This window comes from Pseudomonas sp. CFBP13508, assembly GCF_005233515.1.
Classification (GTDB): Bacteria; Pseudomonadota; Gammaproteobacteria; order Pseudomonadales; family Pseudomonadaceae; genus Aquipseudomonas; species Aquipseudomonas mercuritolerans.
The window spans coordinates 127,467-153,678 of record NZ_QFZZ01000008.1 but is presented as its reverse complement, the minus strand read 5'-3'; the positions used below and the strand labels follow the sequence as shown (position 1 = coordinate 153,678).

General features: G+C 61.7%; 25 protein-coding genes and 1 pseudogene. 14 read left to right on the top strand and 12 right to left on the bottom strand.

The window, feature by feature from the left end:
- Window positions 1-7: 7 nt before the first annotated feature.
- Both PspCFBP13508_RS21610 and PspCFBP13508_RS21605 read right to left on the bottom strand, forming a co-directional pair.
- Window positions 8-916 (bottom strand): cation diffusion facilitator family transporter, encoded by a 909-nt coding sequence (locus PspCFBP13508_RS21610; RefSeq protein ID WP_137215652.1) that lies wholly within the window; start codon window positions 914-916, stop codon window positions 8-10.
- 13 nt (window positions 917-929) lie between these two features.
- Window positions 930-1,349 carry a hypothetical protein gene (locus tag PspCFBP13508_RS21605; RefSeq protein WP_016773056.1) on the bottom strand — a complete coding sequence of 140 codons (420 nt, stop codon included), beginning with the start codon at window positions 1,347-1,349 and terminating at the stop codon, window positions 930-932.
- Between the two features lie 110 nt (window positions 1,350-1,459).
- Here PspCFBP13508_RS21605 and hrpB point away from each other — a divergent pair, with 110 nt between their 5' ends.
- The 3 genes from hrpB (at window position 1,460) to PspCFBP13508_RS21590 (ending at window position 5,121) form a co-directional block, all read left to right on the top strand.
- Window positions 1,460-3,979 carry an ATP-dependent helicase HrpB gene (gene hrpB, locus PspCFBP13508_RS21600; RefSeq protein ID WP_137215651.1) on the top strand — a complete coding sequence of 840 codons (2,520 nt, stop codon included), beginning with the start codon at window positions 1,460-1,462 and terminating at the stop codon, window positions 3,977-3,979.
- Window positions 3,980-4,109: 130 nt separating this feature from the next.
- Window positions 4,110-4,682, top strand: coding sequence for a hypothetical protein (locus PspCFBP13508_RS21595; RefSeq protein ID WP_130911847.1), 573 nt, complete (start codon window positions 4,110-4,112; stop codon window positions 4,680-4,682).
- Window positions 4,683-4,695: 13 nt separating this feature from the next.
- Complete coding sequence (locus PspCFBP13508_RS21590) at window positions 4,696-5,121, top strand: hypothetical protein (RefSeq protein ID WP_137215650.1); 426 nt, start codon at window positions 4,696-4,698, stop codon at window positions 5,119-5,121.
- A gap of 11 nt (window positions 5,122-5,132) precedes the next feature.
- On the opposite strand, the gene PspCFBP13508_RS21585 is transcribed toward PspCFBP13508_RS21590, so the two are convergent.
- Both PspCFBP13508_RS21585 and PspCFBP13508_RS21580 read right to left on the bottom strand, forming a co-directional pair.
- On the bottom strand, window positions 5,133-6,212 hold the full coding sequence (locus PspCFBP13508_RS21585; RefSeq protein ID WP_137215649.1) for an endonuclease/exonuclease/phosphatase family protein: 1,080 nt from the start codon (window positions 6,210-6,212) through the stop codon (window positions 5,133-5,135).
- A 75-nt stretch (window positions 6,213-6,287) separates the two neighbouring features.
- Window positions 6,288-6,962 (bottom strand): YciC family protein, encoded by a 675-nt coding sequence (locus tag PspCFBP13508_RS21580; protein ID WP_016773061.1) that lies wholly within the window; start codon window positions 6,960-6,962, stop codon window positions 6,288-6,290.
- 177 nt (window positions 6,963-7,139) lie between these two features.
- On the opposite strand from PspCFBP13508_RS21580, the gene PspCFBP13508_RS21575 reads away from it, so the two are divergent.
- The 5 genes from PspCFBP13508_RS21575 (at window position 7,140) to PspCFBP13508_RS21555 (ending at window position 11,952) form a co-directional block, all read left to right on the top strand.
- Window positions 7,140-7,901: a DUF2076 domain-containing protein gene (locus tag PspCFBP13508_RS21575; protein WP_137215648.1), complete on the top strand. Its 762-nt coding sequence runs from the start codon at window positions 7,140-7,142 to the stop codon at window positions 7,899-7,901.
- Between the two features lie 291 nt (window positions 7,902-8,192).
- Window positions 8,193-8,672 (top strand): NYN domain-containing protein, encoded by a 480-nt coding sequence (locus PspCFBP13508_RS21570; protein ID WP_016773064.1) that lies wholly within the window; start codon window positions 8,193-8,195, stop codon window positions 8,670-8,672.
- Between the two features lie 35 nt (window positions 8,673-8,707).
- Complete coding sequence (locus PspCFBP13508_RS21565) at window positions 8,708-9,313, top strand: 3'-5' exonuclease (RefSeq protein WP_095181881.1); 606 nt, start codon at window positions 8,708-8,710, stop codon at window positions 9,311-9,313.
- A 310-nt stretch (window positions 9,314-9,623) separates the two neighbouring features.
- Entirely contained in the window at window positions 9,624-10,559 is a 936-nt protein-coding gene (yedA, locus tag PspCFBP13508_RS21560; RefSeq protein ID WP_137215647.1) for a drug/metabolite exporter YedA, read from the top strand.
- A 52-nt stretch (window positions 10,560-10,611) separates the two neighbouring features.
- Window positions 10,612-11,952, top strand: a complete 1,341-nt coding sequence (locus PspCFBP13508_RS21555) for a DEAD/DEAH box helicase (RefSeq protein ID WP_039761769.1) — start codon at window positions 10,612-10,614, stop codon at window positions 11,950-11,952.
- A gap of 117 nt (window positions 11,953-12,069) precedes the next feature.
- Here the strand turns inward: PspCFBP13508_RS21555 and PspCFBP13508_RS21550 are convergent, their stop codons facing one another.
- Both PspCFBP13508_RS21550 and PspCFBP13508_RS21545 read right to left on the bottom strand, forming a co-directional pair.
- The gene (locus PspCFBP13508_RS21550; protein WP_137215646.1) at window positions 12,070-13,311 is read right to left on the bottom strand and encodes a TIGR03862 family flavoprotein; all 1,242 of its coding nucleotides are present in this window, start codon (window positions 13,309-13,311) and stop codon (window positions 12,070-12,072) included.
- A 293-nt stretch (window positions 13,312-13,604) separates the two neighbouring features.
- Window positions 13,605-14,525 (bottom strand): histone deacetylase, encoded by a 921-nt coding sequence (locus PspCFBP13508_RS21545; RefSeq protein WP_137215645.1) that lies wholly within the window; start codon window positions 14,523-14,525, stop codon window positions 13,605-13,607.
- Window positions 14,526-14,607: 82 nt separating this feature from the next.
- Between PspCFBP13508_RS21545 and PspCFBP13508_RS21540 the strand changes: the two genes are divergently transcribed.
- From PspCFBP13508_RS21540 to PspCFBP13508_RS21530, 3 genes are all read left to right on the top strand, one after another.
- Entirely contained in the window at window positions 14,608-15,177 is a 570-nt protein-coding gene (locus tag PspCFBP13508_RS21540; protein WP_024014420.1) for a GNAT family N-acetyltransferase, read from the top strand.
- 111 nt (window positions 15,178-15,288) lie between these two features.
- Window positions 15,289-16,158, top strand: coding sequence for an acyl-CoA thioesterase II (gene tesB, locus PspCFBP13508_RS21535; protein WP_016773073.1), 870 nt, complete (start codon window positions 15,289-15,291; stop codon window positions 16,156-16,158).
- On the top strand, window positions 16,155-16,748 hold the full coding sequence (locus PspCFBP13508_RS21530) for an HAD family hydrolase (RefSeq protein ID WP_137215644.1): 594 nt from the start codon (window positions 16,155-16,157) through the stop codon (window positions 16,746-16,748). Before tesB ends, PspCFBP13508_RS21530 begins: the two co-directional genes overlap by 4 nt.
- Before the next feature lie 133 nt (window positions 16,749-16,881).
- On the opposite strand, the gene PspCFBP13508_RS21525 is transcribed toward PspCFBP13508_RS21530, so the two are convergent.
- Window positions 16,882-17,835: an alpha/beta fold hydrolase gene (locus PspCFBP13508_RS21525; RefSeq protein WP_137215643.1), complete on the bottom strand. Its 954-nt coding sequence runs from the start codon at window positions 17,833-17,835 to the stop codon at window positions 16,882-16,884.
- Window positions 17,836-18,720 (bottom strand): neutral zinc metallopeptidase, encoded by an 885-nt coding sequence (locus tag PspCFBP13508_RS21520; RefSeq protein WP_071173669.1) that lies wholly within the window; start codon window positions 18,718-18,720, stop codon window positions 17,836-17,838. It abuts the gene before it with no gap.
- A gap of 392 nt (window positions 18,721-19,112) precedes the next feature.
- Here PspCFBP13508_RS21520 and PspCFBP13508_RS21515 point away from each other — a divergent pair, with 392 nt between their 5' ends.
- Complete coding sequence (locus PspCFBP13508_RS21515; protein WP_137215642.1) at window positions 19,113-19,991, top strand: DMT family transporter; 879 nt, start codon at window positions 19,113-19,115, stop codon at window positions 19,989-19,991.
- Between the two features lie 131 nt (window positions 19,992-20,122).
- On the opposite strand, the gene PspCFBP13508_RS21505 is transcribed toward PspCFBP13508_RS21515, so the two are convergent.
- The gene (locus PspCFBP13508_RS21505; protein ID WP_024014417.1) at window positions 20,123-21,460 is read right to left on the bottom strand and encodes an MFS transporter; all 1,338 of its coding nucleotides are present in this window, start codon (window positions 21,458-21,460) and stop codon (window positions 20,123-20,125) included.
- A gap of 361 nt (window positions 21,461-21,821) precedes the next feature.
- Between PspCFBP13508_RS21505 and quiC the strand changes: the two genes are divergently transcribed.
- Together quiC and PspCFBP13508_RS21495 are read left to right on the top strand one after the other, a co-directional pair.
- Entirely contained in the window at window positions 21,822-23,723 is a 1,902-nt protein-coding gene (gene quiC / locus PspCFBP13508_RS21500) for a 3-dehydroshikimate dehydratase QuiC (protein ID WP_137215641.1), read from the top strand.
- Window positions 23,724-23,824: 101 nt separating this feature from the next.
- Window positions 23,825-24,502 carry a TetR/AcrR family transcriptional regulator gene (locus PspCFBP13508_RS21495; RefSeq protein ID WP_016773079.1) on the top strand — a complete coding sequence of 226 codons (678 nt, stop codon included), beginning with the start codon at window positions 23,825-23,827 and terminating at the stop codon, window positions 24,500-24,502.
- Between the two features lie 11 nt (window positions 24,503-24,513).
- Here PspCFBP13508_RS21495 and PspCFBP13508_RS27720 read toward each other — a convergent pair.
- The 3 genes and pseudogenes from PspCFBP13508_RS27720 to aroQ form a co-directional block, all read right to left on the bottom strand.
- Window positions 24,514-24,624: pseudogene (locus tag PspCFBP13508_RS27720) on the bottom strand (DUF4381 domain-containing protein); the annotation flags it as partial.
- Window positions 24,621-25,475, bottom strand: a complete 855-nt coding sequence (locus tag PspCFBP13508_RS21485) for a shikimate dehydrogenase (protein ID WP_137215640.1) — start codon at window positions 25,473-25,475, stop codon at window positions 24,621-24,623. The gene PspCFBP13508_RS21485 and the pseudogene PspCFBP13508_RS27720, both read right to left, overlap by 4 nt.
- 5 nt (window positions 25,476-25,480) lie before the next feature.
- Complete coding sequence (aroQ, locus tag PspCFBP13508_RS21480; protein ID WP_137215639.1) at window positions 25,481-25,921, bottom strand: type II 3-dehydroquinate dehydratase; 441 nt, start codon at window positions 25,919-25,921, stop codon at window positions 25,481-25,483.
- Between the last annotated feature and the right edge of the window lie 291 nt (window positions 25,922-26,212).

The window sequence follows — 26,212 nt, the reverse complement described above, 5'->3', positions numbered from 1 at the left end:
CTGCAAGCTACGAGCTTGAAGCTAGAGGCTTGTCGCTTGTGGCTGTTTTTACAGGATCGGCGTGGACCAGTACCTCGGCTTTGGGATAAGCCTTGTGTATTGCCGCCGCTGCTTGATCGCTGATGCCATGGGCGACTGACAGGGTCAGTTCGCCCGGCAGTTCCAGGTGCAATTGCACGAACCAGTGGTTGCCCGAGATCCGCGTGCGCAGGTCATGCGCGCCGAGCACTCCCGGCACGCTGCAGGCCAGTTCGAGCATGTGCTGGCTGACATCGGTCGGCAGTTCCTCGTCCATCAGCACCGAAAAACTTTCCCGGGCGATCTGGATCGCGCTCCAGAAAATATACGCAGCGATCCCCAGGCCAAACCACGCATCCAGTTGCGCAAAACCCATCCCGGCCAACACCAGCGCGAGGAGGATGCTGCCGTTGAGCAGCAGGTCCGAACGGTAATGCAGTGAGTCGGCGCGTACGGCGTTGGAGCCGGTCTGCCTGATCACCCGGTGCTGCAACATCAACAGCGCGGCCGTCAGCAGCAGGGAAAACACGATCACACCGATGCTCAGCCACGGCGCGCCAAGCGGCTCTGGTTTCTGCAAGCGCTCGTAGGCCTGAAACGCGATCAGCACCGCGCTGCCACCGATGAACAACGCCTGCGCCATGCCCGCCAACGATTCGGCTTTGCCGTGGCCATAGCGGTGATCGTCATCCGCCGGGCGCAAGGCGTAATGCACTGCCAGCAGATTGAGCAATGAAGTGACGCCATCCAGCGCCGAGTCGGTGAGGCCGGCGAGCATGCTCACCGATCCGCTGAGCCACCAGGCAATCGCCTTGGCGACGATCAGCGTGCACGCGACCGCCACCGAGGCGCGGGTCGCCAGCCGCAGCAGGCGGGCGTGTTCGGGGCTGGAGGTCATTGAACGTCCTTATTCAAGCGGCGGGTTGCAGGCCGAACATCGCCAGTTGCTGAGTGCTGCCCTTGTGCTGGATCAGGCGCGGATCATCCAGAGGAAAATCTCGGCCAAGTTCGCTTTCCAGAATCGCCTGCAACTTGTGATTGTCGACCTGTCCATCCGGGCCGATGGCTTGCTTGAGCTTGGCCGGATCGATCTGCGCGGTGTGGCCCGGTTCGAAATAGATCGCCCCGGTGGCGAAGTCGACGGCAAACGCGATCAGCCCGGGAATGATGTAGAACAGCAGGCCGACGGCATCGAGCACGGCAATCGCCGGGTCGATCTTGCCGTCGATCTGGCCACGCCGGTCCGGGTAGAAAATCGAACCGCACGCCGACAGTTGCGTGAGCAGGGTGGCAACCAGAACACCGCCGATCAGGCGAGAGGGTAAGCGCATGGAAATGTCTCCTGAGTCATTAAATTACGAAGCTTCGTCTTGTGAAGTTAAGACCCTGACGAACGCGTTGCAGTTCGCCGTTATACTCGCGCCTCTGTTTGGGAGCCAGCATGATTTCTTTGCCGATCGACGATGTTTTACCCGCCCTGCGTGAAGCCCTCGCGTCACGCCACGAAGCCGTGCTCGAAGCACCGCCCGGCGCCGGTAAAACCACCCGCGTGCCTTTGGCCTTGCTCAGTGAAGACTGGCTGGCCGGGCAGACCATCGTCATGCTCGAACCTCGGCGTCTGGCTGCGCGGGCGGCGGCGGAGCGTTTGGCCAGCGAGCTCGGCGAGCAGGTCGGTGAAACCGTCGGCTATCGCATCCGCCTCGACAGCAAGGTCGGCCCGAAGACGCGTATCGAGGTGGTCACCGAAGGCATCCTCACCCGGCGCTTGCAGGACGACCCGGCGCTGGACGGCGTGGGCCTGCTGATCTTCGACGAATTTCATGAACGCAGCCTCGACGCCGATCTGGCGCTGGCCCTCAGTCTGAACGGTCGCGAGCTGTTTCGCGCTGAACAGCCGCTGAAGATTCTGCTGATGTCGGCCACTCTTGAAGGCGAGCGCCTGGCGGGGTTGCTCGATGACGCGCCGATCCTGCGCAGTGAAGGGCGCATGTATCCGGTGACGATGCGCTGGGGCCGGCCGTTTCAGCCAGGCGAATACATCGACCAGCGGGTTACCCAAACCGTGCTCGAAGCGCTGCACGATGAAACCGGCAGCCTGTTGGTGTTCCTGCCGGGACAAGCGGAAATACGCCGCGTGCACCAGCAATTGGCCCACGCCATCGGTGAGCGCAAGGACATCTTGCTGTGCCCGTTGCACGGCGAACTCGACCTCAATGCGCAACGCGCGGCGATCGATCCGGCGCCGCCCGGTCAGCGCAAAGTGGTGCTGGCAACCAACATCGCCGAGACCAGCCTGACCATCAACGGCGTGCGCGTGGTCATCGATGCCGGGCTGGCGCGGGTGCCGCGTTTCGATCCGGGCAGCGGCATGACCCGCCTCGACACTCAACGCATCTCCAAGGCCAGCGCCACCCAGCGTGCCGGCCGCGCCGGGCGATTGGAGCCGGGCGTGTGTTATCGCTTGTGGTCACAGGATCAGCACGAACAACTGGCAGCCTATGGCAGCGCAGAAATTCTCTCGGCGGATCTGGCCAGCCTCGCTTTGCAACTGGGGCGCTGGGGCGTGACCCCGGGCGAACTGGTCTGGCTCGACATACCGCCCGCCGCCGCGTATGCCCAAGCGCAGGATCTGCTGCAACGGCTCGGCGCCTTGCACGGCGATACGCTGACGGCCCACGGCCAGGCCATGGCTGAGCTGCCGGCGCATCCGCGCATCGCGCATTTGCTGTTGCGCGGTCAGGCATTGGGGCTGTCGGCGATGGCCTGTGATGTGGCGGCGCTGCTCGGCGAGCGCGATATCCTGCGCGGCGCTGGCGCGGATCTGCACAGCCGATTGGTTCTGCTTTCCGGCGAAGAACGTGCCGGTCGTGGCGCGCAGGGCGGGGTGCAACGCGCCCGGCAATTGGCTCGGCAGTATCGCGGTTACCTGCGCGGCAAGCCGAGCGAACCGGTAAACGATCCCGAGCATCCGCGCTGGCTCGGCGCCCTGCTGGCGCTGGCCTACCCGGATCGCGTCGCCCAGCAACGGCGTGCCGGCGGGGCCGAATACCGGTTGGCCAACGGTCGCGCGGCGCTGTTCGCTGAGGCCGATAGCCTGATGAAGCACGAGTGGATCGTCATCGCCGACCTTGGCAGCCGCCAGGGCCAGCGCGAAGAACGCATCTATCTGGCGGCGGATTTCGATCCGGCGCTCTTCGATTCGGTGCTCGCCGAGCAAGTGCGCAGCGTCGATCAACTCGATTGGGATGAACGCGAAGGCGTGCTGCGTGCCGAGCGCCAGCGCAAGGTCGGCGAGCTGATTCTGAGCCGCGAACCGTTGACCGGTCTGGATGAAAACGCGCGCAGTCAGGCGCTGGTCAATCTGGTGCGGCGCAAAGGTCTGGAGTTATTGCCGTGGACGCCGGAATTGCGCCAGTGGCAGGCGCGGGTGGCGCTGTTGCGCCAGCTCGATCTGAGCACGCAGGACGACAGCCAATGGCCGGATGTCAGCGATGCAGCGCTACTGGATACGCTGGAAGACTGGTTGATGCCGTATCTGGGCAAGGTCTCGCGGCTCAGCCATTTCGCCAACCTCGACCTGTCGAGCATCGTGCGTAATCTGCTGCCGTGGCCGCTGCCACAGAAACTCGACGAACTCGCGCCGCATCATTTGAGCGTGCCGTCAGGCTCATCGATTCGTCTGGATTACAGCGAACATCCGCCGATTCTCGCGGTGCGTTTGCAGGAGCTGTTTGGTCTGGCCGATACGCCACGGATCGCCGGCGGCCGGCAAGTGGTCAAGCTGCATCTGCTGTCGCCAGCGCGGCGGCCGGTGCAGGTCACGCAGGACCTGGCCAACTTCTGGCGCAGCACCTATGCCGAGGTGAAGAAGGATCTCAAGGGGCGTTATCCCAAGCATTATTGGCCGGACGATCCCTTGGTCGCCGAAGCCACGGCGCGGGCGAAACCACGCGGCACCTGACCCGCAATGGCTGCGCGCCATTAGCCCATCCGTGCTAATTGCCCTTGGTTGTTCCGGCTCGCAAAATCGCCGCCTGAACAATAACCAGCCTTGTTGCCTGGCAACTTGCGCCCAAGGAACGGAACTGCCCATGACCTCTTTCTTCAAGCTCAGGAAGTTGATCTTCTTGTCGGCTGCGCTATTGGCCGCCTCCAGTTCGGCCTTGGCCGAAGAGCCCAATCCGATTGGCGACTGGTGGATTATCTACGGCAACGGCGTGCCCCAGAAAAACATCATGTACGTTGCCGATGCGACGTCGGTAGTGCCTTCGCAGAAAACCAAAGGCGCAACCATGGTCGCGGTGACGCTGGTTTATGAAGAACCGGGCAAACCGATGATCGACGTCTACAACCTCGAAGCCCAATGCTCTACGGGCAAGGTGCGTTTCATCAATGGCCAGTCCATCGAGCGTCTGGCCTACACCATGCGGCATCTGAAAGTTGCCAACCAATGGCAGACCCCGAAAGAGTTCTGGGTCCAGCAAGCGCTGAAGTTTGCCTGTGCCCCTGGCAGTCGCGCCAAAAACGACATGGCCGCCGTCGGCAAGATGGAATACCTGCAAATGATCGAGATGCTGCAGCAGATGTTCTTCAAGCTCGCGCCGATCCAGCAAAAGAGCCAGATGATGGACAACATCGACAGCCTGCTCGAACTCAAGAAATAAGCCGAGGCATCCAATGACTACCACACGTTTATGGCTGGCAACCCTGCTGGCGGGATTGCTCTTGAGCGGCTGTTCCACTATCGCGCAAAGCCGCTGGGAAGGCCGTGATATGCAGGAAGCACTGGACCTGTTCGGCACGCCCGACGCGATGGCAAAGGAAACCGGCCCGAACGGCGAACCCTTGGCCGTACTGACCTGGCACAAGTCCGCGAGCTGGACCTCTACCGAAGCAGCCGGCACTTCGATGACCCATACCGGCAATGGCATGGTGTACACCGAGCACTACCGACAGGTCGGCAATAGTTCTACCTGCAAGTTGCAGGCGAAGATCAATCAACAGAAGAAGATCGCCCAGTTCCTGATCGAAGACGGGCGGATACTGCACGGCAAGTGCGCTAACGTTCGCTATGTTCCGGGCTACGTTCCGCCCGGCTTATAAGGCCAAAGCGCTCAGGGTGCAGCGGGCAGCAGGAACCGCGCAATCACCGGCAAGTGGTCGGAGATGCGCAAGGTATCGTCCTGCCGCACCTGCGCTTGCAGGCGTTTGAGCTTCGGGCTGTAGAACAGATAATCCACTGTGCGATCCGGGCCGTTGAGGCCGGGGTCATTGGGGTAATGGGTCAGCCATTTGGCCCGGTCGATACCGCCGGCTTCGTTGTTGGTCGGGATCATCGGGTACTTGTCCCACAGCAGATGCAGTTCGCTGTCGGCAGAGTAGGGCGTGCGGCGCTCGACCGGCAGGCGTCGATACTGGCCCAGCGGCAGCAGATTGAAATCGCCACCGATCAGCCACGGCAGGCCTTGGCTTTCATACTTGTCGAGCACCTTGGCCACGGCAGCCACTTGCGCCTGCACGTTGCCGTCCGCCTGGCTGGCGCGCTGCAAGTGGGTGTTGAACACGGTCAGTTGTCCGCCATCGCTGAGCGGCAGTTTGACTGCGAGCAAGGCGTCTTTGGGCTGGAACTGGCGGCTGATGAAGTTGCTCGGGGCGACGGGCAGTTGCAGGCGTTCGGCGTGTTCGATGCGATAGCGACTCAACGTCGCCAACTGGCGGCCGACGCTGCCGTAGATATGGGGCTCGGGGACGAAATCGGCTTTCCAGTCGAAGGCGTTGGTGCTGCACGGGTACAGATCGGCGACACGTTCCTGCAACAGTTTGAGCTGATTCTGGTAGTCGCTGGCCTTGGCGCCGTCGTCGAGCTCCTGCAACAGCACCACATCGGGTTGTTCGTCACGGATCACCCGCGCTACTTCGTCGAGGCTGAAGGCCATGTCTTCAGCGGTCGGCGCTTCATCGTCGCCTTCGGCAAGATCATTCCAGAACACGTAGCGCTTGCCGGCGAGGAACTGCACGTTCCAGGTCATGACTTTCAGCGCTTGCCCGGGCACCAGTGTCGGCGCCGTGGTGCCGCAACTGACCGGCAGGGTTTCGCGGGCATCGGGGCGCCAGGTCAGGCTGAACAGCAGCACGCCGAACAGGACGACGGCGAGGATGACGAGGAGCAGGGTGTAGCGCAGCAGACGGGTCATGGCTCGGCTTATAGCGTTACAGAAAGTGGCCCCGAGCATACCTGACGGCAGCGGCGAAGCCCAAGCACGGCGCGGTCAGACCGCTCCGTTACGTTTGTCAGGCAATTCGCTGATCAGCATGAAAAGGCGGAACAGCACCACGCTGGTGAACAGTTGCAGGAAGCTGTGAGCGCTGTCGATCAGCCCGGCAATCAGTGGATTCTGCGGTTCGGGGTAGACCGCTAGCGTCGCGCCCTTGAGCAGCCACAACGGGGTCATCACGCAGAGAATGCACAGCAGAATGCGCCAGAAGTGCCCGCGCGTCAGGCGCAGACTTTCCTTCATCGCCTGCAACGGCCCGAGCCCGCGCAGCACCAGCAGGTATTCGGCGAAGGCGAGCATGACCATTAGCATCAGGCCCGGCAGGAAGTACAGCGACAGGCCGAGCAGAATCAGCAAGGTATTGAGCGCGGTGAGCACGGCGAAGCGCGGCCACAGGGTTGCGGCCATCGCCAGCAGGTCACGGTTGCGCGGCGACTCGCCACGGCTGCGTGCATCGAGAAACAGGATCAGCGCGGCGGTGTAAAGCGGATACACCAGCAGGCCGACGATGATGCTTACCCCGGCGAAGGTGTCCGGCCCGGTGGCGTGATCGACTGCCTGCTGCAAGAAGGCTTCGACAATCACCAGCGGCAGGCACAACTGCACGATGCTGCCCAGATGGCGTTTGAAAAAATACAAAGAGTCGCGCAGTACTTCGAGGGCATTCATCAGTCGGTATCGCAGGTTGAAAACAGTGGCTCACTTTAACCGATGCAACGCGGGCCGACACAAACGTAAACATTCGGTAAAGGCCATTGAAACGTTTTGTCACTGTCTCCATTACAGGAGAGCACCGCGCTCAGAGTGGGCGCGGGCACGTTATTACCGGCAATCTACGAGGTCGCCATGAACAGCGAAGAGCAAACCCTGATCGATGGACTGTTTTCCCGGCTGCAACAGGCCGAAACGGAGGCAGCCCCGCGCGACGCCCAGGCTGAGGCGCGGATCAAGGAACACCTGACGCGCCAACCGGCGGCAGGCTATTTCATGACCCAGGCGATTCTGGTGCAAGAGGCCGCGCTGAAAAGCCTCGACGAGCAGAACAAGCAACTGACCCAGCAAGTCCAGCGCCTGCAGGCCGAACTGCAATCGGCCAAGGCCCAGAGCGGCGCGCCAGCGGCGAGCGGCGGCGGTGGCTTCCTGTCGAGTATCTTTGGCGGCGGCAATTCACGTCCGGCGCCGAGCCAGAGCGCAGCGCCATCGTCCACCGGCGGCTGGCGTGAACCGGCGCCGCAGCAGAGCTACCAGGCTCCGGCACCGCAACAGAACTTCGCCGCCGCGCCGCCCAACTATGCGCAGCAGGCAGCCCCGGCGGCGGGTAACAGCTTTCTCGGCGGCGCGCTGAAAACCGCTGCGGGCGTGGCCGGTGGTGTGATGTTGGCGCAGGGCATCAGCAGCCTGTTCCACCACAATCAGCAACCGGAAGAAATCGTCGAGGTCATCAAGGAAGAACCGGCGCAGGTCGCCGACCAGAGCAACAACGGCTGGGGCGATGATCAGCGCGTGGCGGACAACGGCTTCTCTGGCAATGACCAGGGCGGTTTAAGCGACGCCGATTACAGCAGCGACAATTCGTCGTTCTTCGATGACGACGACTCCTTTGTCTGACATAGCCTTTGAAGACTGACATAGCCTCTGAAGGCTGACATGTACACTGTGGCGAGGGGATTTATCCCCGTTGGGCTGCGCAGCAGCCCCGCTTTTCCTGATTGGAGCGAGGACTGCTGCGCAGCCCATCGGGGATGAATCCCCTCGCCACACTCACCACTCGTCAGCAGCACCTTTGCGCCTGTGGCCGATTATTCGCGGAACCCTCCTTCGGGCTGGCATACTGAGCGCCTTTTTCGGGCCTGATCGCCCGACCCCGCTTCGTGCGCTTGCGCGCTCACAGGAACTCCGGTGAAAAAAATCGCAGTGTTCGCCGATGTGCAGAACCTCTACTACACCGTGCGTCAGGCCTATGGTTGCCACTTCAACTACGCCGCATTGTGGGCCGACATCAGCAAGAACGGGCAGATCGTCGAGGCCTACGCCTACGCGATCGACCGGGGCGACAGCAAGCAGCAGCAGTTTCAGCAGATCCTGCGCAACCTCGGTTTCACCGTGAAGCTCAAGCCCTACATCCAGCGCAGCGACGGCTCGGCCAAGGGCGACTGGGACGTTGGCATTACCCTGGACATCATGGACGCCGCCGACCACGTCGACGAAGTGGTGCTGGCCTCCGGTGACGGCGATTTCGACATGCTGCTCGAACGCATCATCAACAAGCACGGCGTGCAAGCGGTGGCCTACGGCGTCCCCGGCCTGACCGCCAACTCGCTGATCCGCGCCGCCAGCCGTTACGTGCCGATCGAAGGCGCGCTGCTGTTAAAGAATTAAGCTCAAGAACTGATCTGTACGGAGTTGAACCCGGTTTGGAACGCATCGCAGTCATCGACTTTGAAACCACCGGCCTGTCGCCGAACAGCAGCTGCCGCGCCACGGAAATCGCCGTGGTCATGCTGGAAAACGGCCGCATCGTCGAGCGTTACCAGAGCCTGATGAACGCCGGCGTGCGCGTCCCCGCGTTCATCGAGCAACTGACCGGCATCAGCAACGCCATGCTGCGCACCGCGCCGCCGGCCGAGCGGGTGATGGAAGAGGTCAACGAATTCGTCGGCTGCACGCCGTTGCTGGCGCACAACGCCTCGTTCGACCAGAAGTTCTGGGATTTCGAACTGGGGCGGATCAAGCGCACACGCCTGCAGAATTTCGCCTGTTCACTGCTGCTGGCGCGGCGCCTGATGCCGGCGGCGCCGAATCACAAGCTCGGTACGCTCACCACGTTCGCGCAGCTACCGCATACCGGCCAGGCTCACCGGGCCATGGCTGATGCGGAGATGGCGGCCAATCTGATGGCGCATCTGGCTGAAGAGCTGCGGGGCAAACATGGAGTGCGCGAGTTGAATCACGACCTATTGTGCAAATTGCAGAAAGTCCCTGCCGCAAAAGTGGGCGAGCATTTGCAGCGTTATCGCTGATTCCAGGCACTCCTACTGATCGTTCCCACGCTCTGCGTGGGAATTAAGCCCGGGACGCTCCGCGTCCCTTTCAAAGCCGAACGCAGAGCGTCCGTTGAGGCATTCCCACGCGGAGCGTGGGAACGATCCAAGATGGATGTCTGCTGATACACCGCCTTCGCGAGCAAGCTCGCTCCCACAAGGACCTTGTCGGTCTCAGCTGCTTTCATGCAAAAGTGTACCGGCGCGAAAAACAGGTTTTGTAACTTATTTTTGCGTGGCGGCCTTTCTAGAATGACCGGTCCACAGAAATCTGACTGTCGAGCTGCCCATGCCTGCCTTGCGCCGTTTTTCCCTGCCGTTGATCGCTGCGTTTTTTGCGTTGTATGTGATTTGGGGATCGACCTATCTGGTGATTCGCATCGGTGTCGAATACTGGCCGCCGCTGTTGCTGGCCGGGGTGCGCTTCGTCATTGCCGGCAGCTTGATGTATGCCTGGCTGCGCTGGCGCGGGGCTGCGGCGCCGACCTGGGCGCAGTGGAAAGCGGCGGGGCTGGTCGGCATTCTGCTGCTCAGTTTTGGTAACGGCGCGGTGAGCGTCGCCGAGCACACCGGCGTGGCGTCAGGTGTCGCTGCGCTGGCGGTGGCGACGGTGCCGCTGTTCACCTTGTTGTTCGGCTACTTCTGGGGTGCGCGCAATACGCGGCTGGAGTGGGCCGGTGTGGCGTTGGGGATTATTGGCATCGCCATGCTCAACATGGGTTCCAACCTGCAATCGAGCCCGCTCGGCGCGATGTTGCTGATCTTCGCGGCGGCGAGCTGGGCGTTCGGCTCGGTGTGGAGCAAATACCTGCCATTGCCGGCGGGGGCCATGGCCAGCGCGGTGGAAATGCTCGTCGGCGGCGTGGTCTTGCTGATCGGCAGTGCGCTGAGTGGCGAGCACCTGCAAGCCATGCCGCCGCTCGAAGGGTGGCTGGCGCTGGCCTATCTGATTTTCTTTGGCTCGATCATCGCCTTCAATTCCTACATGTATCTGCTCAAACATGTGCGCCCGGCGGCAGCGACCAGTTATGCCTACGTCAACCCGGCGGTGGCGGTGTTGCTCGGTGTGGTGTTTGTTGGCGAGACCATCGGCTTCGAAGAAGCGCTGGCGATGCTGGTGATCATCAGCGCCGTGCTGCTGATCAGCCTGCCGCAGTGGCGCCGACCTGCGCAGCCACCCGTGGAAGAGGCGAAAGCCGTTCCGACGGAAGCGCGTACGAATTAGGGTAAACTGCGCGGCATTGCATCCCCGCGTCATTTTTTCCTACGGTACTCCCATGACTTTCGCCTCCCTTGGCCTGATCGAACCCTTGCTGCGCTCCCTTGAGACGCTCGGCTACCAGACCCCGACGCCGGTGCAGGCGCAAGCCATTCCGGCGGTGCTGGCCGGTCGCGACCTGATGGCAGCGGCCCAGACCGGCACCGGTAAAACGGCCGGTTTCGCCTTGCCGCTGTTGCAGTTGCTGGCCATGGAAGGGCCGAAAGTCACCGCCAACTCGGCGCGTGCGCTGATTCTGGTGCCGACCCGCGAGCTGGCCGAGCAGGTCCACGAAGCCGTGCGCCAGTACGCGGAAAATCTGCCGCTGCGTACTTACGCGGTGTATGGCGGTGTCAGCATCAACCCGCAGATGATGAAGCTGCGCGGCGGCGTCGATGTGCTGGTCGCCACACCCGGTCGCTTGATCGACCTGTTCCGCCAGAACGCGCTGAAACTCAATCAGCTGCAAACGCTGGTGCTGGATGAAGCCGATCGTATGCTCGACCTGGGCTTCTCGGAAGAACTGGCGAACATTTACCGCATGCTGCCGAAAAAGCGCCAGACCCTGCTGTTCTCCGCGACCTTCTCCGATGACATCCGCCTGCTCGCCGGGCAGATGCTCAATGATCCGCTGAGTGTCGAAGTCAGCCCGCGCAACGTCGCTGCCAACACGGTCAAGCAGTGGATCGTCACCGTCGACAAGAAGCGCAAGGCCGAACTGTTCGTGCACCTGATGCGCAAGAACAAGTGGAAGCAGGTGCTGGTGTTCGCCAAGACCCGCAACGGCGTCGATGCGCTGGTGGAAAAACTTCAGGGCCTCGGTGTGAATGCTGACGGCATCCATGGAGACAAACCGCAGGCCACGCGCCAGCGCGCGCTGGACCGTTTCAAGCTCAGCGAAGTGCAGATTCTGGTGGCGACCGACGTCGCCGCCCGTGGTCTGGACATCGAAGACCTGCCGCTGGTGGTCAACTTCGATCTGCCGATCGTCGCCGAGGACTACATTCACCGCATCGGCCGCACTGGTCGCGCGGGTGCCACCGGTGAGGCGATTTCGCTGGTGTGTGCCGATGAAGTGAACATGCTCTCGGCCATCGAAATGCTGACTCGGCAGACGTTGAAGCGCCAGAACGAGCCGGATTTCGAACCCGAGCACCGCGTGCCGGACACCGACGCCAGCGGTCAGGTGATCAAGAAGCCGAAAAAACCGAAGAAGCCGAAAGCATCGGGCGGTGGCGGTGGTAAACGCAATCTGGGCAAGTGGGTCGACAGCGGCGAGACCTCGGCACCGGAGCCATCGATCAAACCGGTGCGCAAGGTGCCGGTGTTTAACACTGGACCGCGTAAGCGTAAGCCGTGATTTGATGAGGCGTTTGTAGGGACGTCTTCGCGAGCAGGCTCGCTCCCACAAGGGAACTCCTTGTCACTGGAGATCAATGTGGGAGCGAGCCTGCTCGCGAAGGATGCAACTCGGTTTTCAGTCGGACTGCTTAAGCCACTGCACAATACCCAGCCCTGCCGCCCGCCCACTGGCAAAACACCCGGTCAGCAAATAGCCTCCGGTCGGCGCTTCCCAATCAAGCATCTCGCCGGCACAAAACACCCCCGGCAGCGCCTTGAGCATCAAGCGCTCATCCATCGCTTCGAATCTCACGCCACCAGCACTGCTGATCGCTTCATCCAGCGGACGGGTTTTCACCAGAGTCAGCGGCAACGCTTTGATCGCTCGCGCCAACAGCGCCGGATCGCCGAAGGTTTCGGCATCGGTCAGCTCGCGCAACAATGCTGCCTTAACCCCATCAATCCCCACCTGACTGTGCAGATGCTTGGCCATTGAGCGCGAGCCACGTGGTTTGCTCAGCGCTGCCTGTAATTTATCCACAGGCCGGCCGGGCAGCAGGTCGATGTGGATAACCGCTGCGCCGTAGCGATTGATTTCTTCGCGTATCGGCGCCGACAGGGCGTAGATCAGGCTGCCTTCAATGCCGGTCGCGGTGATCACGCATTCGCCCAAGCGCGGGATGTCGTCGTTCAAACCGATGGCAATGTTTTTCAGCGGTGCGCCGGCGAATTTGCTCACCATCAGCTCGCTCCAGGTTTGCACCTCGAAGCCGCAATTGCTTGGCTGCAACGGCGCCAGATCCACGCCGCGCTGCTCCAGCGGCAACATCCACGCGCCATCCGAGCCCAGGCGCGACCAACTGCCGCCGCCGAGGGCGAGCAGGGTGGCGTCGGGGTTTGCGCTGATTTCGCCTTCCGGGCTGGCGATGCGCAGTGCACCGCTTGCGTCCCAGCCGAGCCAGCGATGGCGGGTGTGGATAACCACGCCGCTGTCGCGCAGGCGCTTGAGCCAGGCGCGCAACAGTGGGGCGGCTTTCATGTCGGTGGGGAACACGCGGCCGGAGCTGCCGATGAAGGTTTCGATACCCAGATCGTGAATCCACTGGCACAAGGCATCGGCATCGAACGCGCGCAGCAGCGGGGCGATCTGCGCTGCGCGCTCAGCGTAGCGGGAGAGGAACGCCGGGTACGCTTCGGAATGGGTGATGTTCATGCCGCCGACCCCGGCCAGCAGGAACTTGCGCCCGACCGAGGGCATGCCGTCGTACACGTCGACGCGGACTCCGGCCTGGCTCAGCACTTCGGCGGCCATCAGGCCGGCGGGGCCACCGCCGATGATGGCGACGTGAGCGTTAACGGGGGCGGAGTTCTGGGTCATGGCTGTGCACTGCGGTATGGCGGGACAAGGCGCGCATTCTAACAGCGCTGAACCCTGTGGGAGACCCCATGTGGGAGCGAGCCTGCTCGCGAACGCGGTCTGTCAGTCAATTAGATGTTGTGGGTGCTAAAGCTTTCGCGAGCAGGCTCGCTCCCACAGGGGCTGCGGTGTATTTCGAGTCTGGTTAAAAAATAAACAGCGCGCTGTACGCCATGCCCAGCATGGCCTGCAGTCTCTTTCGCGCAGGTTATCCACAGCCAGTTCCACAGCGATTGTGGGTAACGCAGCATGTTTCAACGACAGCCGTGTGAATCCCAGACCCGTTGCGCGCTGTGATGCAGGATGCCGTGGCGGCGGGCGAGGGCGTGGCGATCCTTGCTGTAGCCGCCGCCGATCACCCCGACCACCGGAATATCGCGGCCCAGGCAATGGCGCATCACCCGTTCATCGCGCTCGGCCACCCCGGCGTCGGTCAGTTGCAGATAACCGAGGGCATCGTCCTTGTGCACATCGACGCCAGCGTCGTAGAGCACCAGATCCGGTTGATACAGCGGCAGCAGGTAATTGAGCGTGTCATCGACCACCTGCAGATAATCGGCATCGCCCATGCCTTTGGGCAGCGGAATGTCCCAGTCACTTTCGGCTTTGCGTGCGGGAAAATTCTTTTCGCAGTGCAGGGAAACGGTAATCGCCTCCGGCGTGTCATGCAGAATCCGCGCGGTGCCGTCGCCTTGATGCACGTCGCAATCGAAAATCAGCACGCGATTGACCCGACCGCTCTGCAACAGGTACTGGCTGATGATTGCCAGGTCATTGAAGATGCAGAAGCCGGCGGGGTAATCGTAGTGAGCGTGATGGGTGCCGCCGGCCAGATGACAGGCCAGGCCATGCTCAAGGGCTTTCTCTGCCGCCAGGATCGAACCGCCCACTGCGCGTACGGTGCGCCGCGCCAGCGCTTCATTCCACGGCAGGCCGAGGCGCCGTTGGTCTTCGCGGGACAACTCGCCGCTCATGTAGCGTTCGATATAGCTGCGGTCATGGGCGAGGGCGAGGATGTCGTTGGGGCAGATCTGCGGGCGCAGCAGGTCGGCGTCGCGGGTCAGGCCGCTGTCGACCAGGTGATCGCGCAGCAGCCGGAACTTGTCCATGGGAAAGCGGTGATCCGCGGGAAACTCGGGGCTGTAGTCTTCGTGATAGATCAACGGCAAGGGCATGGCTTGTTTCGCGCAGAACCAGGGAAAGAATGAACGATCCTACCAGCGATGTAGACTCAACGGCATGGAAATGGAGGGGACGATGGAGCCGATACTGGAGCTGCAAAGCGCGCGTTTGTTGATGCGTCAGTGGCAGGACGAGGATTTGCCGGCATTCGCCGCGATGTGCGCCGATCCACAGGTGATGCGCTACTTTCCAGCGCCGTTGACCCGGCTCGAAAGTGCCGCATTGATCGGCCGCGTGCGCGGACATTTTGCCGAGCACGGCTTTGGCCTGTGGGCGCTGGAGCGCAAGGACACGGGCGAGTTCATCGGTTTCACCGGGTTGGGCGTGGTCGGCTTCGATGCGCCGTTTACCCCGGCGGTGGAGATCGGCTGGCGTCTGGCCAAGGAACACTGGGGCCTGGGTTACGCCAGCGAAGCGGCGTGGACGGCACTGCGCGCGGGTTTCGACCAATTGAAACTGGAGGAAATCGTCTCGTTTACCGCCGGGCAGAATGCGCAGTCGGAGAAGGTCATGCAGGCGATCGGCATGCATCACGATCCGCAGGATGATTTCGATCACCCCAAGCTTGCGCTCGATCACCCGTTGCGCCGTCATGTTCTGTATCGCATCAGCCGCGAACAATGGCTGCAAACCTTGCATGAATAAGCCGACACGGACGTTTACAATGGCCGCCATCGTATTTGGCCCGTGCCAGAACCTGAATCGTCCGCCGCAGCCAAGACTGCGCGGCCATTGCTTTGTGTGAGGAGAATCTGAATGAGCCAAGTGCTGGAAGATCTGGTCGATCTGCTGACCCTGGAACCGATCGAAGAAAACCTGTTCCGTGGTCGCAGCCAGGATCTGGGGTTCCGCCAGTTGTTCGGCGGTCAGGTGCTCGGCCAGTCGCTGTCGGCGGCTAGTCAGACGGTGGAAGAGGCGCGCCATGTGCACTCGTTGCATGGTTATTTCCTGCGCCCGGGCGATGCCAAGTTGCCGGTGGTCTATTCGGTTGATCGCGTGCGTGATGGCGGCAGTTTCAGCACCCGCCGCGTGACGGCGATCCAGAAGGGCCACCCGATCTTCACGTGCAGCGCTTCGTTCCAGTACGACGAAAAAGGCTTCGAGCATCAGGGCCAGATGCCGGCGGTGGTCGGCCCGGAAAACCTGCCCTCGGAGCTGGAACTGATCCAGCAGCGTGCGCACCTGATTCCCGAGCACATGCGTGAAAAACTGCTGTGCCCGAAACCGATCGAAGTACGCCCGGTTACCGAAAAGGATCCGTACAACCCGCAACCGGCCGATCCGATCAAATATGTGTGGTTCCGCGCCGATGGCGCCCTGGCCGACATTCCTGCGCTGCACAAATACCTGCTGGCGTACGCCTCGGACTTCGGCCTGCTGACCACTTCGATGCTGCCCCACGGCAAGTCGGTCTGGCAGAAAGACATGCAGGTCGCCAGCCTCGATCACGCGCTGTGGTTCCACAATGATCTGCGCGCCGATGACTGGTTGCTCTACGCGATGGACAGCCCGTGGGCCGGCAACTCCCGTGGTTTTTCCCGTGGCAGCGTGTTCAACCGGGCCGGGCAACTGGTCGCTTCGGTGACTCAGGAAGGCCTGATCCGCCATCGCAAGGACTGGGCATGAGCCTGACCGCGGTTCGTCATTGGGTGTTCGACATGGACGGCACGCTGACTGTCGCCGTGCATGATTTCGCCGCGATTCGTGTGGCGCTGGCGATTCCGCCCGAGGACGACATCCTCATCCATCTAGCTGCATTGCCAGCGGATGAAGCAGCGGCCAAACATGCATGGTTGCTTGAGCATGAACGCGATCTGGCGTTGGGCTCGACCCCGGCCACCGGCGCGGTGGAGCTGGTGCGCGACCTGCATGCGCGCGGTTATCGCCTCGGCATTCTCACGCGCAATGCGCGGGAGCTGGCACATGTCACGCTGGAGGCGATCGGCCTGGCCGACTGCTTTGCGGTCGAGGATGTGCTGGGTCGCGACGAAGCACCGCCGAAGCCGCATCCGGGCGGTTTGCTGAAACTGGCCGATGCCTGGCAAGTGCCGGCCAGTGACATGGTGATGGTCGGCGATTACCGCTTTGATCTGGATTGCGGCCGAGCAGCGGGGGCGCGGACAGTGTTGGTTAATCTGCCGGATAACCCGTGGCCGGAATTGACCGATTGGCATGCGAAGGATTGTGTTGAGTTGCGACGGATGCTGCAGGGCTGAGATGGTTGTTGTCTGATCGGACGCCTTCGCGAGCAGACTCGCTCCCACAGTGGAATGCATGCCAAATGTGGCAGTTATTCCAAATGTGGGAGCGAGCCTGCTCGCGAAGGGGCCGGTGGATTCAGCAAAAAACTCACTGATCGAACAACGCCTTCTGCCCCTCCGCCGACGTCAGCATTCCATCGCCGTCATGCCCGACCCCGGGCACTTCAATCAGCCGTTGATTGACCCCCTCAGGATGGCGACGCAGCAAATAACCGAAATACAGCTTCCCGCGCATCAAGCGGTAAGCCCCTTGCGCCTCGGCCGCGCAGCTCTTGTCCAGCGCCGGATGTTCCGGGTCGACATCCTGCTGGCCGAGCAGATAAATCACCTCGCGTTTGACGTAAGCGCTCTCGACCTGCAACGGCGTTTGCCCGCCGGCATACACCGGCATGTCCGCCAGACCGTACTTCCAGCGATTGAAGCCAGGACATTGCGCGTGATCGAACGCCACTGGCCTCTGCTCGTTGAAGTACGCATAAGAAGAAGGATTGGCCACCACATAGCGCAAGCGAATGCCGTTGGCCTTGAGCGCCGGCTGATCCTTGGCCAGCAGGGCGTAACGCTGCACCACCTGACCACCGCCGGAGTGGCCGAAGATCACGATCTGCTTCACGTCCGGAAACTGTTTGCGATCGCTGAGCCGCGCGACTATTTCGTCCAGCGCTGCGTAGGAACTCAGCGGATTCGGCCCGGTGGACAAGCCGCCGCCCATCCACTCGTTGCCCTGCCAGCGCAGCACCGTCGGCGGCAGGGAATACAGGGTGACGTCACTTTCATTGAGAAACTGCGGAGCGATCACCAGCGTGTGCGCGGTCTGCCCGGCGAGTTCGGCGGCATTTTCCGCACTTTTGCGGTAGGTCTCGGCGTTGCGCAGGCGACCGTGAATGACGATCAGCACCCGCTCGATCTTTTCCGGTGCCGGCCCGATGCCCACTGCCATTTCCCCGGCCTTGAGTTGCAGGCGACCGGGGCTGATCGCATCGACGCCGGCCGCTTGCGCGGTGCCGGCGATGAACAGTAACGCCACAAGCCATTTATGCATTTACAGGGTTTTCGCCGCGAAGGTGTCGCACTGGCTTACCTGGCCTTGCGCGAATCCGGTTTTGAACCAGCGCACCCTTTGCGCTGACGTACCGTGGGTAAACGAGTCCGGCACCACGCGGCCCTGACCCTGTTGCTGCAAGCGATCATCGCCGATGGCGTTGGCGGCGTTCAAGGCTTCCTCGATGTCGCCCGGTTCCAGCCAGTTCAAGCGTTTCTGCGCGTTATACGCCCAGACACCGGCGAGACAGTCGGCCTGCAATTCCTGACGAACCAGCAAGCCGCCGTCGCCTTCCATTTGCCGGCCTTGCTGACGCGCCGCCTGCATCTTCGCCGAGACGCCCAGCAGCGTCTGCACATGGTGGCCGACTTCGTGCGCAATCACGTAAGCCTGAGCGAAATCGCCAGCGGCTTTGAAGCGCTGCGACATTTCCTGGAAGAAGGCCATGTCCAGATAAACCTTCTGGTCGGCCGGGCAATAGAACGGGCCGGTGGCAGAAGTGGCCATGCCGCACGCGGAGTTCACCCGATTGCTGAACAGCACCAGTGTCGGGTCTTTGTATTGGCGTCCGGCCTGCTGGAAGATCGGACCCCAAGTGTCTTCGGTGTCGCCGAGAATCGAGCGGACAAATTCAGCCTGTTCATCATTGGCCGGTGGCGCCTGGCGGGTTTGCGAGGAGGGCGCCGGCTGCTCCATCTGCCCGGTCAACTGGCCGAGAATCTGCATCGGGTCCTGGCCGGTGAGCCAGCCGATGCCGACAATCAGCACAATAGCGGTCAGGCTCAGACCCTTGCCGCCACCGAAGCGCATGCCGCCGCCACCGCCGGCATCATCACCCCGGGCGTCGACGACGTTGTCACTGCGTCGGCCTTTTTTCCATAGCATGTGGGAATCCTCTTTTATTGCCGGTGATGAATCTGCTGGTGATGAGTGTTGCCGCTGTGTGAGTGTGGCGCCAGTCCGGTCGTCCGTCCATGCACACGCGCCCACATGGTGCGGGCCTGGTATTGACGGCCGAGCGGGCCGTGAATTCAATCCCGAGAGGAATTTCTTCCGTCGAAGTCATGAACCCCCTGTTTCGACGGCAGTCTGTGATGTTGCACACTGGCCGGGCGCCGAAGTGGCGGGAATCTTGCCTCAAGGTTTTGCCTGGCGGCGGTTTCCCGGTGCAGAAGAGTGCAACCTGTGCGGTTGCTGAAAGCTCGGCCGACTATGATTGCCACAACGATTGCCGCCAGCGCGAACGCTCGCCCGGGTATTTTTTTCAGAGATTGCCAATGACCGTCAGCACCCCGCTCTCCGGTGTCAACCAGCCCTTCAAGGGGATTCTGCTGATTGTCGTGGCGACGTTCCTGTTTTCCAGCCACGACGCGTTGTCGAAATACCTCTCCGGTTTTTATCCGATCGTGATGGTGGTGTGGGCGCGCTATGTGGTGCACACCTTGTTGATGGCGGGGATTTTCCTGCCGCAGTCCGGCTTGCGTGTGCTGCGCACGAAAAAACCGTTATGGCAGCTCGCCCGTGCCCTGTGCCTGCTCGGCACCAGCCTGTTTTTCACCACGGCGCTGCTGTACATCCCGCTGGCGGAAGCCACGGCGGTCAACTTTCTCGCGCCGGTATTGGTGACGGCGTTATCGGTGCCGTTGCTCAAGGAACGCGTGACGCGCGGGCAGTGGATTGCGGTGATCTGCGGCTTCATCGGCGTGTTGATCATCGTCCACCCGGGCGGCGAACTGTTCACCCCGGCGATCCTGCTGCCGTTCTGCTCGGCGCTGTTCTTCTGCTTCTACCAACTGCTGACGCGCAAGCTCGCCGAAATCGACAGTCCGACCACCAGCAACTTCTTTGCCGGCCTGTGCAATACCCTGGTGATGAGCGCGCTGGTGCCGTTCTTCTGGCAAGTGCCGACGTGGACTCACGCCGCTCTGATGCTGGCGCTGGGCAGTTGCGGGATGACGGCGCATCTGTTCCTGACCCAGGCCTTCCGTCACGCCGCACCAGCCTTGCTGGCGCCGTTCGGCTATTGCCAAATCGTCTTTGCCGGGTTGTTGGGCTGGCTGCTGTTCAATCACACCCCGAGCGGGTTGACGGTGATCGGTATCGCGGTGATCTGTTGCAGCGGATTGGCGGCAGCGTGGCAGCAGAGCCGGCGCTGAAGAGCGGATCCCGGTACAACTTGTGGGAGCGAGCCTGCTCGCGAAAGCGGTGGGTCAGTCGCCATATTCAGCGGCTGACGTGACGCCTTCGCGAGCAGGCTCGCTCCCACAATGGGATGTATGCAGGCAGGTTATTCGGTAACGGTCGGAATCTTGCGCGGTGCCATGAAGTACATCCACGTCAGTGCGAGGAAGTACATCGCCGGGATCAGCGTGAACAGCACCGTGTAGTTGTTGTTGGTGACGGTGAGGATGTGGCCGACGATCTGGGTCATGAACATCCCGCCGATCGCCGCGCACATGCCGCCGAAGCCGAACACCGTGCTCATCATGTGCTTGGGCGTGTAGTCCATCACCAGGCTCCAGATGTTCGCAGTCCAGGCCTGATGCGCGCCGATCGCCAGCGAGATCGCCGCCACCGCCACCCACAGATTCGCCGATCCGGCGGCCATCACCACGCCGATGATGCAGCAGGCAAACAGCAACATCGACAGCAGCCGCGCCTTGATCGAGTTCATGCCGCGGCCAATCAGGAACGAAGACAGAATCCCGCCGCCGACACTGCCGAAGTCAGCCGTGACGTAGATGATGATCAGCGGAATGCCCATCTGCGTCACGTTGATGCCGAGGTTGTATTGCTGATTGAGAAACGGCGGCAGCCAGTACAGATAGAACCAGAACACCGGCGCGGTCAGCGAGTAGGCGAGGGCGAAGGCCCAGGTGCCGCGCATGCGCAGGATCTTGCTGAACGGCACGCGGGCCTGTTCCGGTTCGACTTGCTGCTGGATGTAATCGAGTTCCGACTGCTTCACCGTCGGGTGATCTTCCGGATTGAAATACTTCAAGCCCCAGAACAGCAGCCAGATGCCGCCGAGTGCCGCCATGCACAGGAACGCCGCTTGCCAGCCCCACACATGCAGGACCAGTGGCAGCAGCATCGGCGTGAACATCGCCCCGACGTTGGTGCCGGCGTTGAAAATGCCGGTAGCGACTGCACGTTCACCGGCCGGGAACCACAGGCGCGTGGTCTTTACACAGGCCGGGTAGTTGGCCGCTTCCGTCAGACCGAGGATGAAGCGGCAGACCATGAAGCCGACTGCCGAGGTCGCCAGGCCATGGGCGCCGGTGGCCAGGCTCCAGAGCAGTACGGCGCAGAAGAACACGCGCTTGACGCCGACCCGGTCGATCAGGCGTCCCTGCAGGACAAAACCGATCGCGTAGCCGACCTGGAACCAGAAATTGATGTTGGCGTAGTCCATCGCCGTCCAGCTCATTTCCTTGGCGAGGATCGGCTGCATGACGCCGAGGGCGGCGCGGTCGATGTAGTTGAGGGTGGTGGCAAAAAACACCAGCGCCAGCATGCCCCAGCGGGTCTTGCCGACGGCCATGGCGCCGCGGATCTTGTCGCCAATGCCACCCGTGGCAGTGCTCATGGCCGGAGCCATGCGGGAAGTCTGTGAAGGAATCATGTGTTCCACCCGTTTTTGGATTTGTTATTTGGTGTTCTTTTCTGTCGAACACCTTGCCCGGTGGTTAGTGGCCGGACTCGATGTGCAACCGATGTTGGGCAGTGAACAAAAAATCGTCAATTCGCCAAATCGCCTTAGTGTTCGATAATCGCACGCAAAACTAACCGGGTAGTACACTTTAAATTGCTGCGCGCAGGGATGCAGCCAATAATTTCCCTCACTATAAAAACCCATTCCCCGGTAGGAGCTGGCGAAGGCTGCGATCTTTTGAATTTGCTGTTTTGGCAATCAAGATCAAACGATCGCAGCCTTCGGCAGCTCCTACAGTAAAGATAAAGCGGCGCAGTCCGGGAGTTGAAACATGCAGCGTTCCATTGCCACCGTTTCCTTGAGCGGCACCCTGCCGGAAAAACTCGAAGCCATTGCCGCCGCCGGGTTCGACGGCGTGGAGATTTTCGAAAACGACCTCCTGTACTACGACGGCAGTCCCCGGGAAATTAAACAGATGTGCGCCGATCTGGGGATCGCCATCACCCTGTTTCAGCCGTTTCGTGATTTCGAAGGCTGCCGCCGTGATCGTCTGGCGCGTAACCTGGAGCGTGCCGAGCGCAAGTTCGATCTGATGCAGGAGCTTGGCACCGATCTGGTGCTGGTCTGCAGCAACGCCTCGCCGGACAGTGTCGGCGATCAAAAAATCCTCGTCGATGATTTGCGCCTGCTGGCCGAACGCGCCGGCGCCCGTGGCTTGCGCATCGGTTACGAAGCGCTGGCCTGGGGCCGTCACGTCAATACTTATCAACAGGTCTGGGACATCGTTCGTCAGGCTGATCACCCTAACCTCGGCGTGCTGCTCGACAGCTTTCACACCCTGTCGCTGAAGGGCGATCCCAGCGCGATCGCCGACATTCCCGGCGAGAAGATCTTCTTCGTGCAAATGGCCGACGCGCCGATCCTGGCCATGGATGTGCTGGAGTGGAGCCGGCATTTCCGTTGCTTCCCGGGGCAGGGCGAATTCGATCTGCCGGGTTTCCTCGCACCGATCATCAAGAGTGGCTATACCGGGCCGTTGTCGCTGGAAATCTTCAACGACGGCTTCCGCGCCGCACCGCCACGGGCCAACGCCGCCGACGGTTTGCGCTCGCTGCTGTATCTGGAAGAGAAGACCCGCCAGCGTCTCGAGCAAGAAGCGACGCCGGTGGCCAACCGTGAAATTCTTTTCGAAACGCCGCCGGCCAGCGAATACAACGGTGTGGAATTTCTCGAATTTGCCGTCGACGAAGCGCTGGGCGCGAAGCTCAGTCACTGGCTGCAACGCCTCGGCTTTGCCAAGGCCGGGCAGCATCGCTCCAAGAGCGTCAGCCTGCTGCGTCAGGGCGATATCAACCTGATCCTCAACTCCGAGCCGTATTCGTTCGCCCACAGCTTTTTCGAAGCCCACGGCCCGTCGCTGTGCGCCACGGCCGTGCGGGTCAAGGACAGCGCCAGTGCGCTGGCCCGCGCCGTCGCTTACAAGGGGCAGCCCTATCGCGGGCTGGTCGGGCCGAATGAACTGGAGCTGGCGGCGGTGCGCGCACCGGACGGCAGCCTGATTTATCTGGTCGATGCGGACGCCGACGTGTACGGCACCGATTTCAATCTGTTGCCGGACGCGCAGACCGGCGGCGGCCTCAAGCGTATCGATCACATGGCCATGGCGCTGCCGGCCGACAGCCTCGACAGTTGGGTGCTGTTCTACAAAAGCCTGCTCGATTTCGAGGCCGACGACGAAGTGGTGCTGCCCGATCCGTACGGCCTGGTGAAGAGCCGCGCACTGCGCAGTCGCGACAGTTCGATCCGGCTGCCGCTGAACATCTCCGAGAACCGCAACACTGCCATTTCGCATGCGCTATCGAGTTATCGCGGCTCCGGCGTGCACCATATCGCCTTCGATTGTGACGACATCTTCGCCCAGGTCAGTCGCGCCAAAGAGGCCGGCGTGCCGCTGCTGGACATCCCGCTCAACTACTACGACGACCTTGCGGCGCGTTTCGATTTCGACGATGAATTCCTCAGCGAACTGGCCTATTACAACGTGCTCTACGACCGTGATGCCCAGGGCGGCGAGTTGTTTCATGTCTACACCGAGCCGTTCGAGGGGCGGTTCTTCTTCGAGATCATCCAGCGCAAGAATGGCTATGCCGGCTACGGCGCGGCCAACGTCGCGGTGCGGCTGGCGGCGATGGCCAAATCCCGCAGCGGTGCGGTGCGTCAGGCGAAGTTGTAGGGAATTCGTAAACGCGGGATCAAACACCGGCTGCGCGGCTTCCTTCACTGTCCCGCGCGGCCCATAATCGCCGCTTGTGCAGTGATGGCCGTGAGCCCGCGATGACCATGAATTCAGAACTTTCCGCCGCTGCTGTCGAGTCCGACGCAGTGCCGCGCAAGAGTCGCAAGAACAACCCGGAAAAGACCCGTGAGAACATCCTGCAGGAGGCGATCGTCGAGTTCGTCCAGCAGGGCTTGTCCGGCGCCCGCGTCGACGCGATCGCCGAGCGCATCCACACCTCCAAGCGCATGATCTATTACTACTTCGGCAGCAAGGAGCAGTTGTACGTCGAGGTGCTGGAGAAGCTATACGGCGATATCCGCAGCACGGAGAACCGTCTGCATCTGGATGAGCTGCCGCCCGAGCTGGCGATCCGCCGCCTGGTGGAATTCACCTTCGATCACCACGATCACAACGTCGATTTCGTGCGCATCGTCAGCATCGAAAATATCCACAACGCCGAGTACGTGAAGCGTTCCGATGCGATCAAGGCGCTGAACAACACCATCCTCGACACCTTGGGCGGGATTCTGCAGCGAGGCGCGGACGAAGGTCTGTTCCGGCGTGGCATCGATGCGCTGGACGTGCATCTGCTGATCAGTTCGTTCTGCTTCTATCGCGTGTCGAACCGCCACACGCTGGGGGAAATCTTCCAGATCGACCTGCCGGACGAAACCATCAAGCAGCGCCACCGCGAGATGATCTGCGAATCGGTGTTGCGCTACCTGAAGGCCTGACTCGATCTCCCCTGTGGGAGCGAGCCTGCTCGCGAGAGCGGTGTGTCAGTCGCCCTGTTCGTTGACTGAATCGACGCCTTCGCGAGCAGGCTCGCTCCCACAGGGGCCGCTTTGAAATTCAGCCATTCATGCTTTGAAAATGCTCAAGCATGCGCTGCGCATCCGGCACCACGCCGCTGAACAATTCAAACGCCTTCACCGCCTGAAACACCGCCATGTTGCCGCCATCCAGGGTGCGGCAGCCCAAGGCGCGGGCATCGCGCAGCAGTTCGGTTTCCAGCGGGAAATACACAATCTCCGCGACCCACATTTCCCTGCGCAGCAACCCGGCCGGCACTGGTGAACCCGGCAGCTTGGCCATGCCCATCGGCGTGGTGTTGACCAGACCATCGGTCTGCTCCAGCGCCCCGGGCAAATCCAGTCCGGCCTGCGCGCGACTGGGGCCGAAATGTTGATTCAGGTTGCTTGCCAGGCTCTCGGCACGCTCGCGGTCGACATCAAAAATCGTCAATTGCCGTACGCCTTCGCTGAGCAGCGCGTGGGCCACCGCCGCGCCAGCGCCACCGGCGCCCATCTGGACGACGCGTTCACGGGCAGCGTCTGTCAGACCCCGGCGAAAACCCTCGGCGAAACCGAGGCAATCGGTGTTGTGGCCGACACGCTTGCCGTCCTTCAGCACCACCGTGTTCACCGCGCCGATGCCACGGGCTTCCGGCGACAACTCATCGAGCAGCGGGATGACGGCCTGTTTGCACGGGAAGGTGATGTTCAGCCCGGTGTAATTCATTCGCTCCGCCGCTTGCAGCAAGTCGGGCAGGGCCTTGCTGTCGAGGCGCAATTGATCGAGGTCGATGAGCTGGTATAGATAACGCAGGCCCTGCGCATCACCTTCGTGCTCATGCAATGCCGGCGTGCGTGAAGCCTGAATCCCGGCGCCGATCAGCCCGGCGAGTATCACCTTGGAACGCGACATGGTTCTTACCTCTGCAACCGCTGGCTGAAATGCTCCAGCGCCAGGCGATAGCCATGGCTGCCGAACCCGCACATCACCGCCGTGGCAATGCCGGAAACAAACGAGTGATGACGGAACGGCTCGCGGGCATGCACGTTGGACAGATGCACCTCAATCACCGGCAATTCACTGGCGACCAGCGCATCGCGAATCGCCACGGACGTGTGCGTCCACGCCGCCGGATTGATCACGATCCCGGCACAACGACCGCGCGCGGCGTGAATCCAGTCGAGCAGCTCGCCTTCATGATTGGTCTGGCGAAATTCCACGGTCAGGCCGAACTCGTCAGCCGCGCGACCACACAGTGCCGAAATATCGGCCAGAGTTTCATGACCATAAGTCGCCGGCTCGCGGGTGCCAAGCAGGTTCAGGTTCGGGCCGTTAAGCACCAGAACGATAGGGGACATGGGGGTAACTCCACTTATTGTTTTTGGCATGGGCCGAGAGGTTTAAGCCTGTGGAGGTAAAATGTACTAGATGGTTACATCGGTCAATTGAACAGGAATGCCCCGCGCGTTTTATGTTCGGTGATCGCACAGCCATATTCAGGCGAGTCCTGATTTCAAAACGTAACGACAGCTTTTCTTACGTTTTTTCCGTTCATTTCTCAGGCCTCGACCCCCATGCCCGCTAGCCTTGGATGACCTCCGCCACGTTCACGGTTGCAACCGATCGTCGGACTCGAAAGGAAATTCGAG

Excerpts from the sequence above, each read along its gene's own strand:
- PspCFBP13508_RS21610 (WP_137215652.1), bottom strand. The coding sequence starts at position 916 with ATGACCTCCAGCCCCGAACACGCCCGCCTGCTGCGGCTGGCGACCCGC.
- PspCFBP13508_RS21605 (WP_016773056.1), bottom strand. The coding sequence starts at position 1,349 with ATGCGCTTACCCTCTCGCCTGATCGGCGGTGTTCTGGTTGCCACCCTG.
- hrpB (WP_137215651.1), top strand. The coding sequence starts at position 1,460 with ATGATTTCTTTGCCGATCGACGATGTTTTACCCGCCCTGCGTGAAGCC.
- PspCFBP13508_RS21595 (WP_130911847.1), top strand. The coding sequence starts at position 4,110 with ATGACCTCTTTCTTCAAGCTCAGGAAGTTGATCTTCTTGTCGGCTGCG.
- PspCFBP13508_RS21590 (WP_137215650.1), top strand. The coding sequence starts at position 4,696 with ATGACTACCACACGTTTATGGCTGGCAACCCTGCTGGCGGGATTGCTC.
- PspCFBP13508_RS21585 (WP_137215649.1), bottom strand. The coding sequence starts at position 6,212 with ATGACCCGTCTGCTGCGCTACACCCTGCTCCTCGTCATCCTCGCCGTC.
- PspCFBP13508_RS21580 (WP_016773061.1), bottom strand. The coding sequence starts at position 6,962 with ATGAATGCCCTCGAAGTACTGCGCGACTCTTTGTATTTTTTCAAACGC.
- PspCFBP13508_RS21575 (WP_137215648.1), top strand. The coding sequence starts at position 7,140 with ATGAACAGCGAAGAGCAAACCCTGATCGATGGACTGTTTTCCCGGCTG.
- yedA (WP_137215647.1), top strand. The coding sequence starts at position 9,624 with ATGCCTGCCTTGCGCCGTTTTTCCCTGCCGTTGATCGCTGCGTTTTTT.
- PspCFBP13508_RS21555 (WP_039761769.1), top strand. The coding sequence starts at position 10,612 with ATGACTTTCGCCTCCCTTGGCCTGATCGAACCCTTGCTGCGCTCCCTT.
- PspCFBP13508_RS21550 (WP_137215646.1), bottom strand. The coding sequence starts at position 13,311 with ATGACCCAGAACTCCGCCCCCGTTAACGCTCACGTCGCCATCATCGGC.
- PspCFBP13508_RS21545 (WP_137215645.1), bottom strand. The coding sequence starts at position 14,525 with ATGCCCTTGCCGTTGATCTATCACGAAGACTACAGCCCCGAGTTTCCC.
- PspCFBP13508_RS21540 (WP_024014420.1), top strand. The coding sequence starts at position 14,608 with ATGGAGCCGATACTGGAGCTGCAAAGCGCGCGTTTGTTGATGCGTCAG.
- tesB (WP_016773073.1), top strand. The coding sequence starts at position 15,289 with ATGAGCCAAGTGCTGGAAGATCTGGTCGATCTGCTGACCCTGGAACCG.
- PspCFBP13508_RS21530 (WP_137215644.1), top strand. The coding sequence starts at position 16,155 with ATGAGCCTGACCGCGGTTCGTCATTGGGTGTTCGACATGGACGGCACG.
- PspCFBP13508_RS21525 (WP_137215643.1), bottom strand. The coding sequence starts at position 17,835 with ATGCATAAATGGCTTGTGGCGTTACTGTTCATCGCCGGCACCGCGCAA.
- PspCFBP13508_RS21520 (WP_071173669.1), bottom strand. The coding sequence starts at position 18,720 with ATGCTATGGAAAAAAGGCCGACGCAGTGACAACGTCGTCGACGCCCGG.
- PspCFBP13508_RS21515 (WP_137215642.1), top strand. The coding sequence starts at position 19,113 with ATGACCGTCAGCACCCCGCTCTCCGGTGTCAACCAGCCCTTCAAGGGG.
- PspCFBP13508_RS21505 (WP_024014417.1), bottom strand. The coding sequence starts at position 21,460 with ATGATTCCTTCACAGACTTCCCGCATGGCTCCGGCCATGAGCACTGCC.
- quiC (WP_137215641.1), top strand. The coding sequence starts at position 21,822 with ATGCAGCGTTCCATTGCCACCGTTTCCTTGAGCGGCACCCTGCCGGAA.
- PspCFBP13508_RS21495 (WP_016773079.1), top strand. The coding sequence starts at position 23,825 with ATGACCATGAATTCAGAACTTTCCGCCGCTGCTGTCGAGTCCGACGCA.
- PspCFBP13508_RS21485 (WP_137215640.1), bottom strand. The coding sequence starts at position 25,475 with ATGTCGCGTTCCAAGGTGATACTCGCCGGGCTGATCGGCGCCGGGATT.
- aroQ (WP_137215639.1), bottom strand. The coding sequence starts at position 25,921 with ATGTCCCCTATCGTTCTGGTGCTTAACGGCCCGAACCTGAACCTGCTT.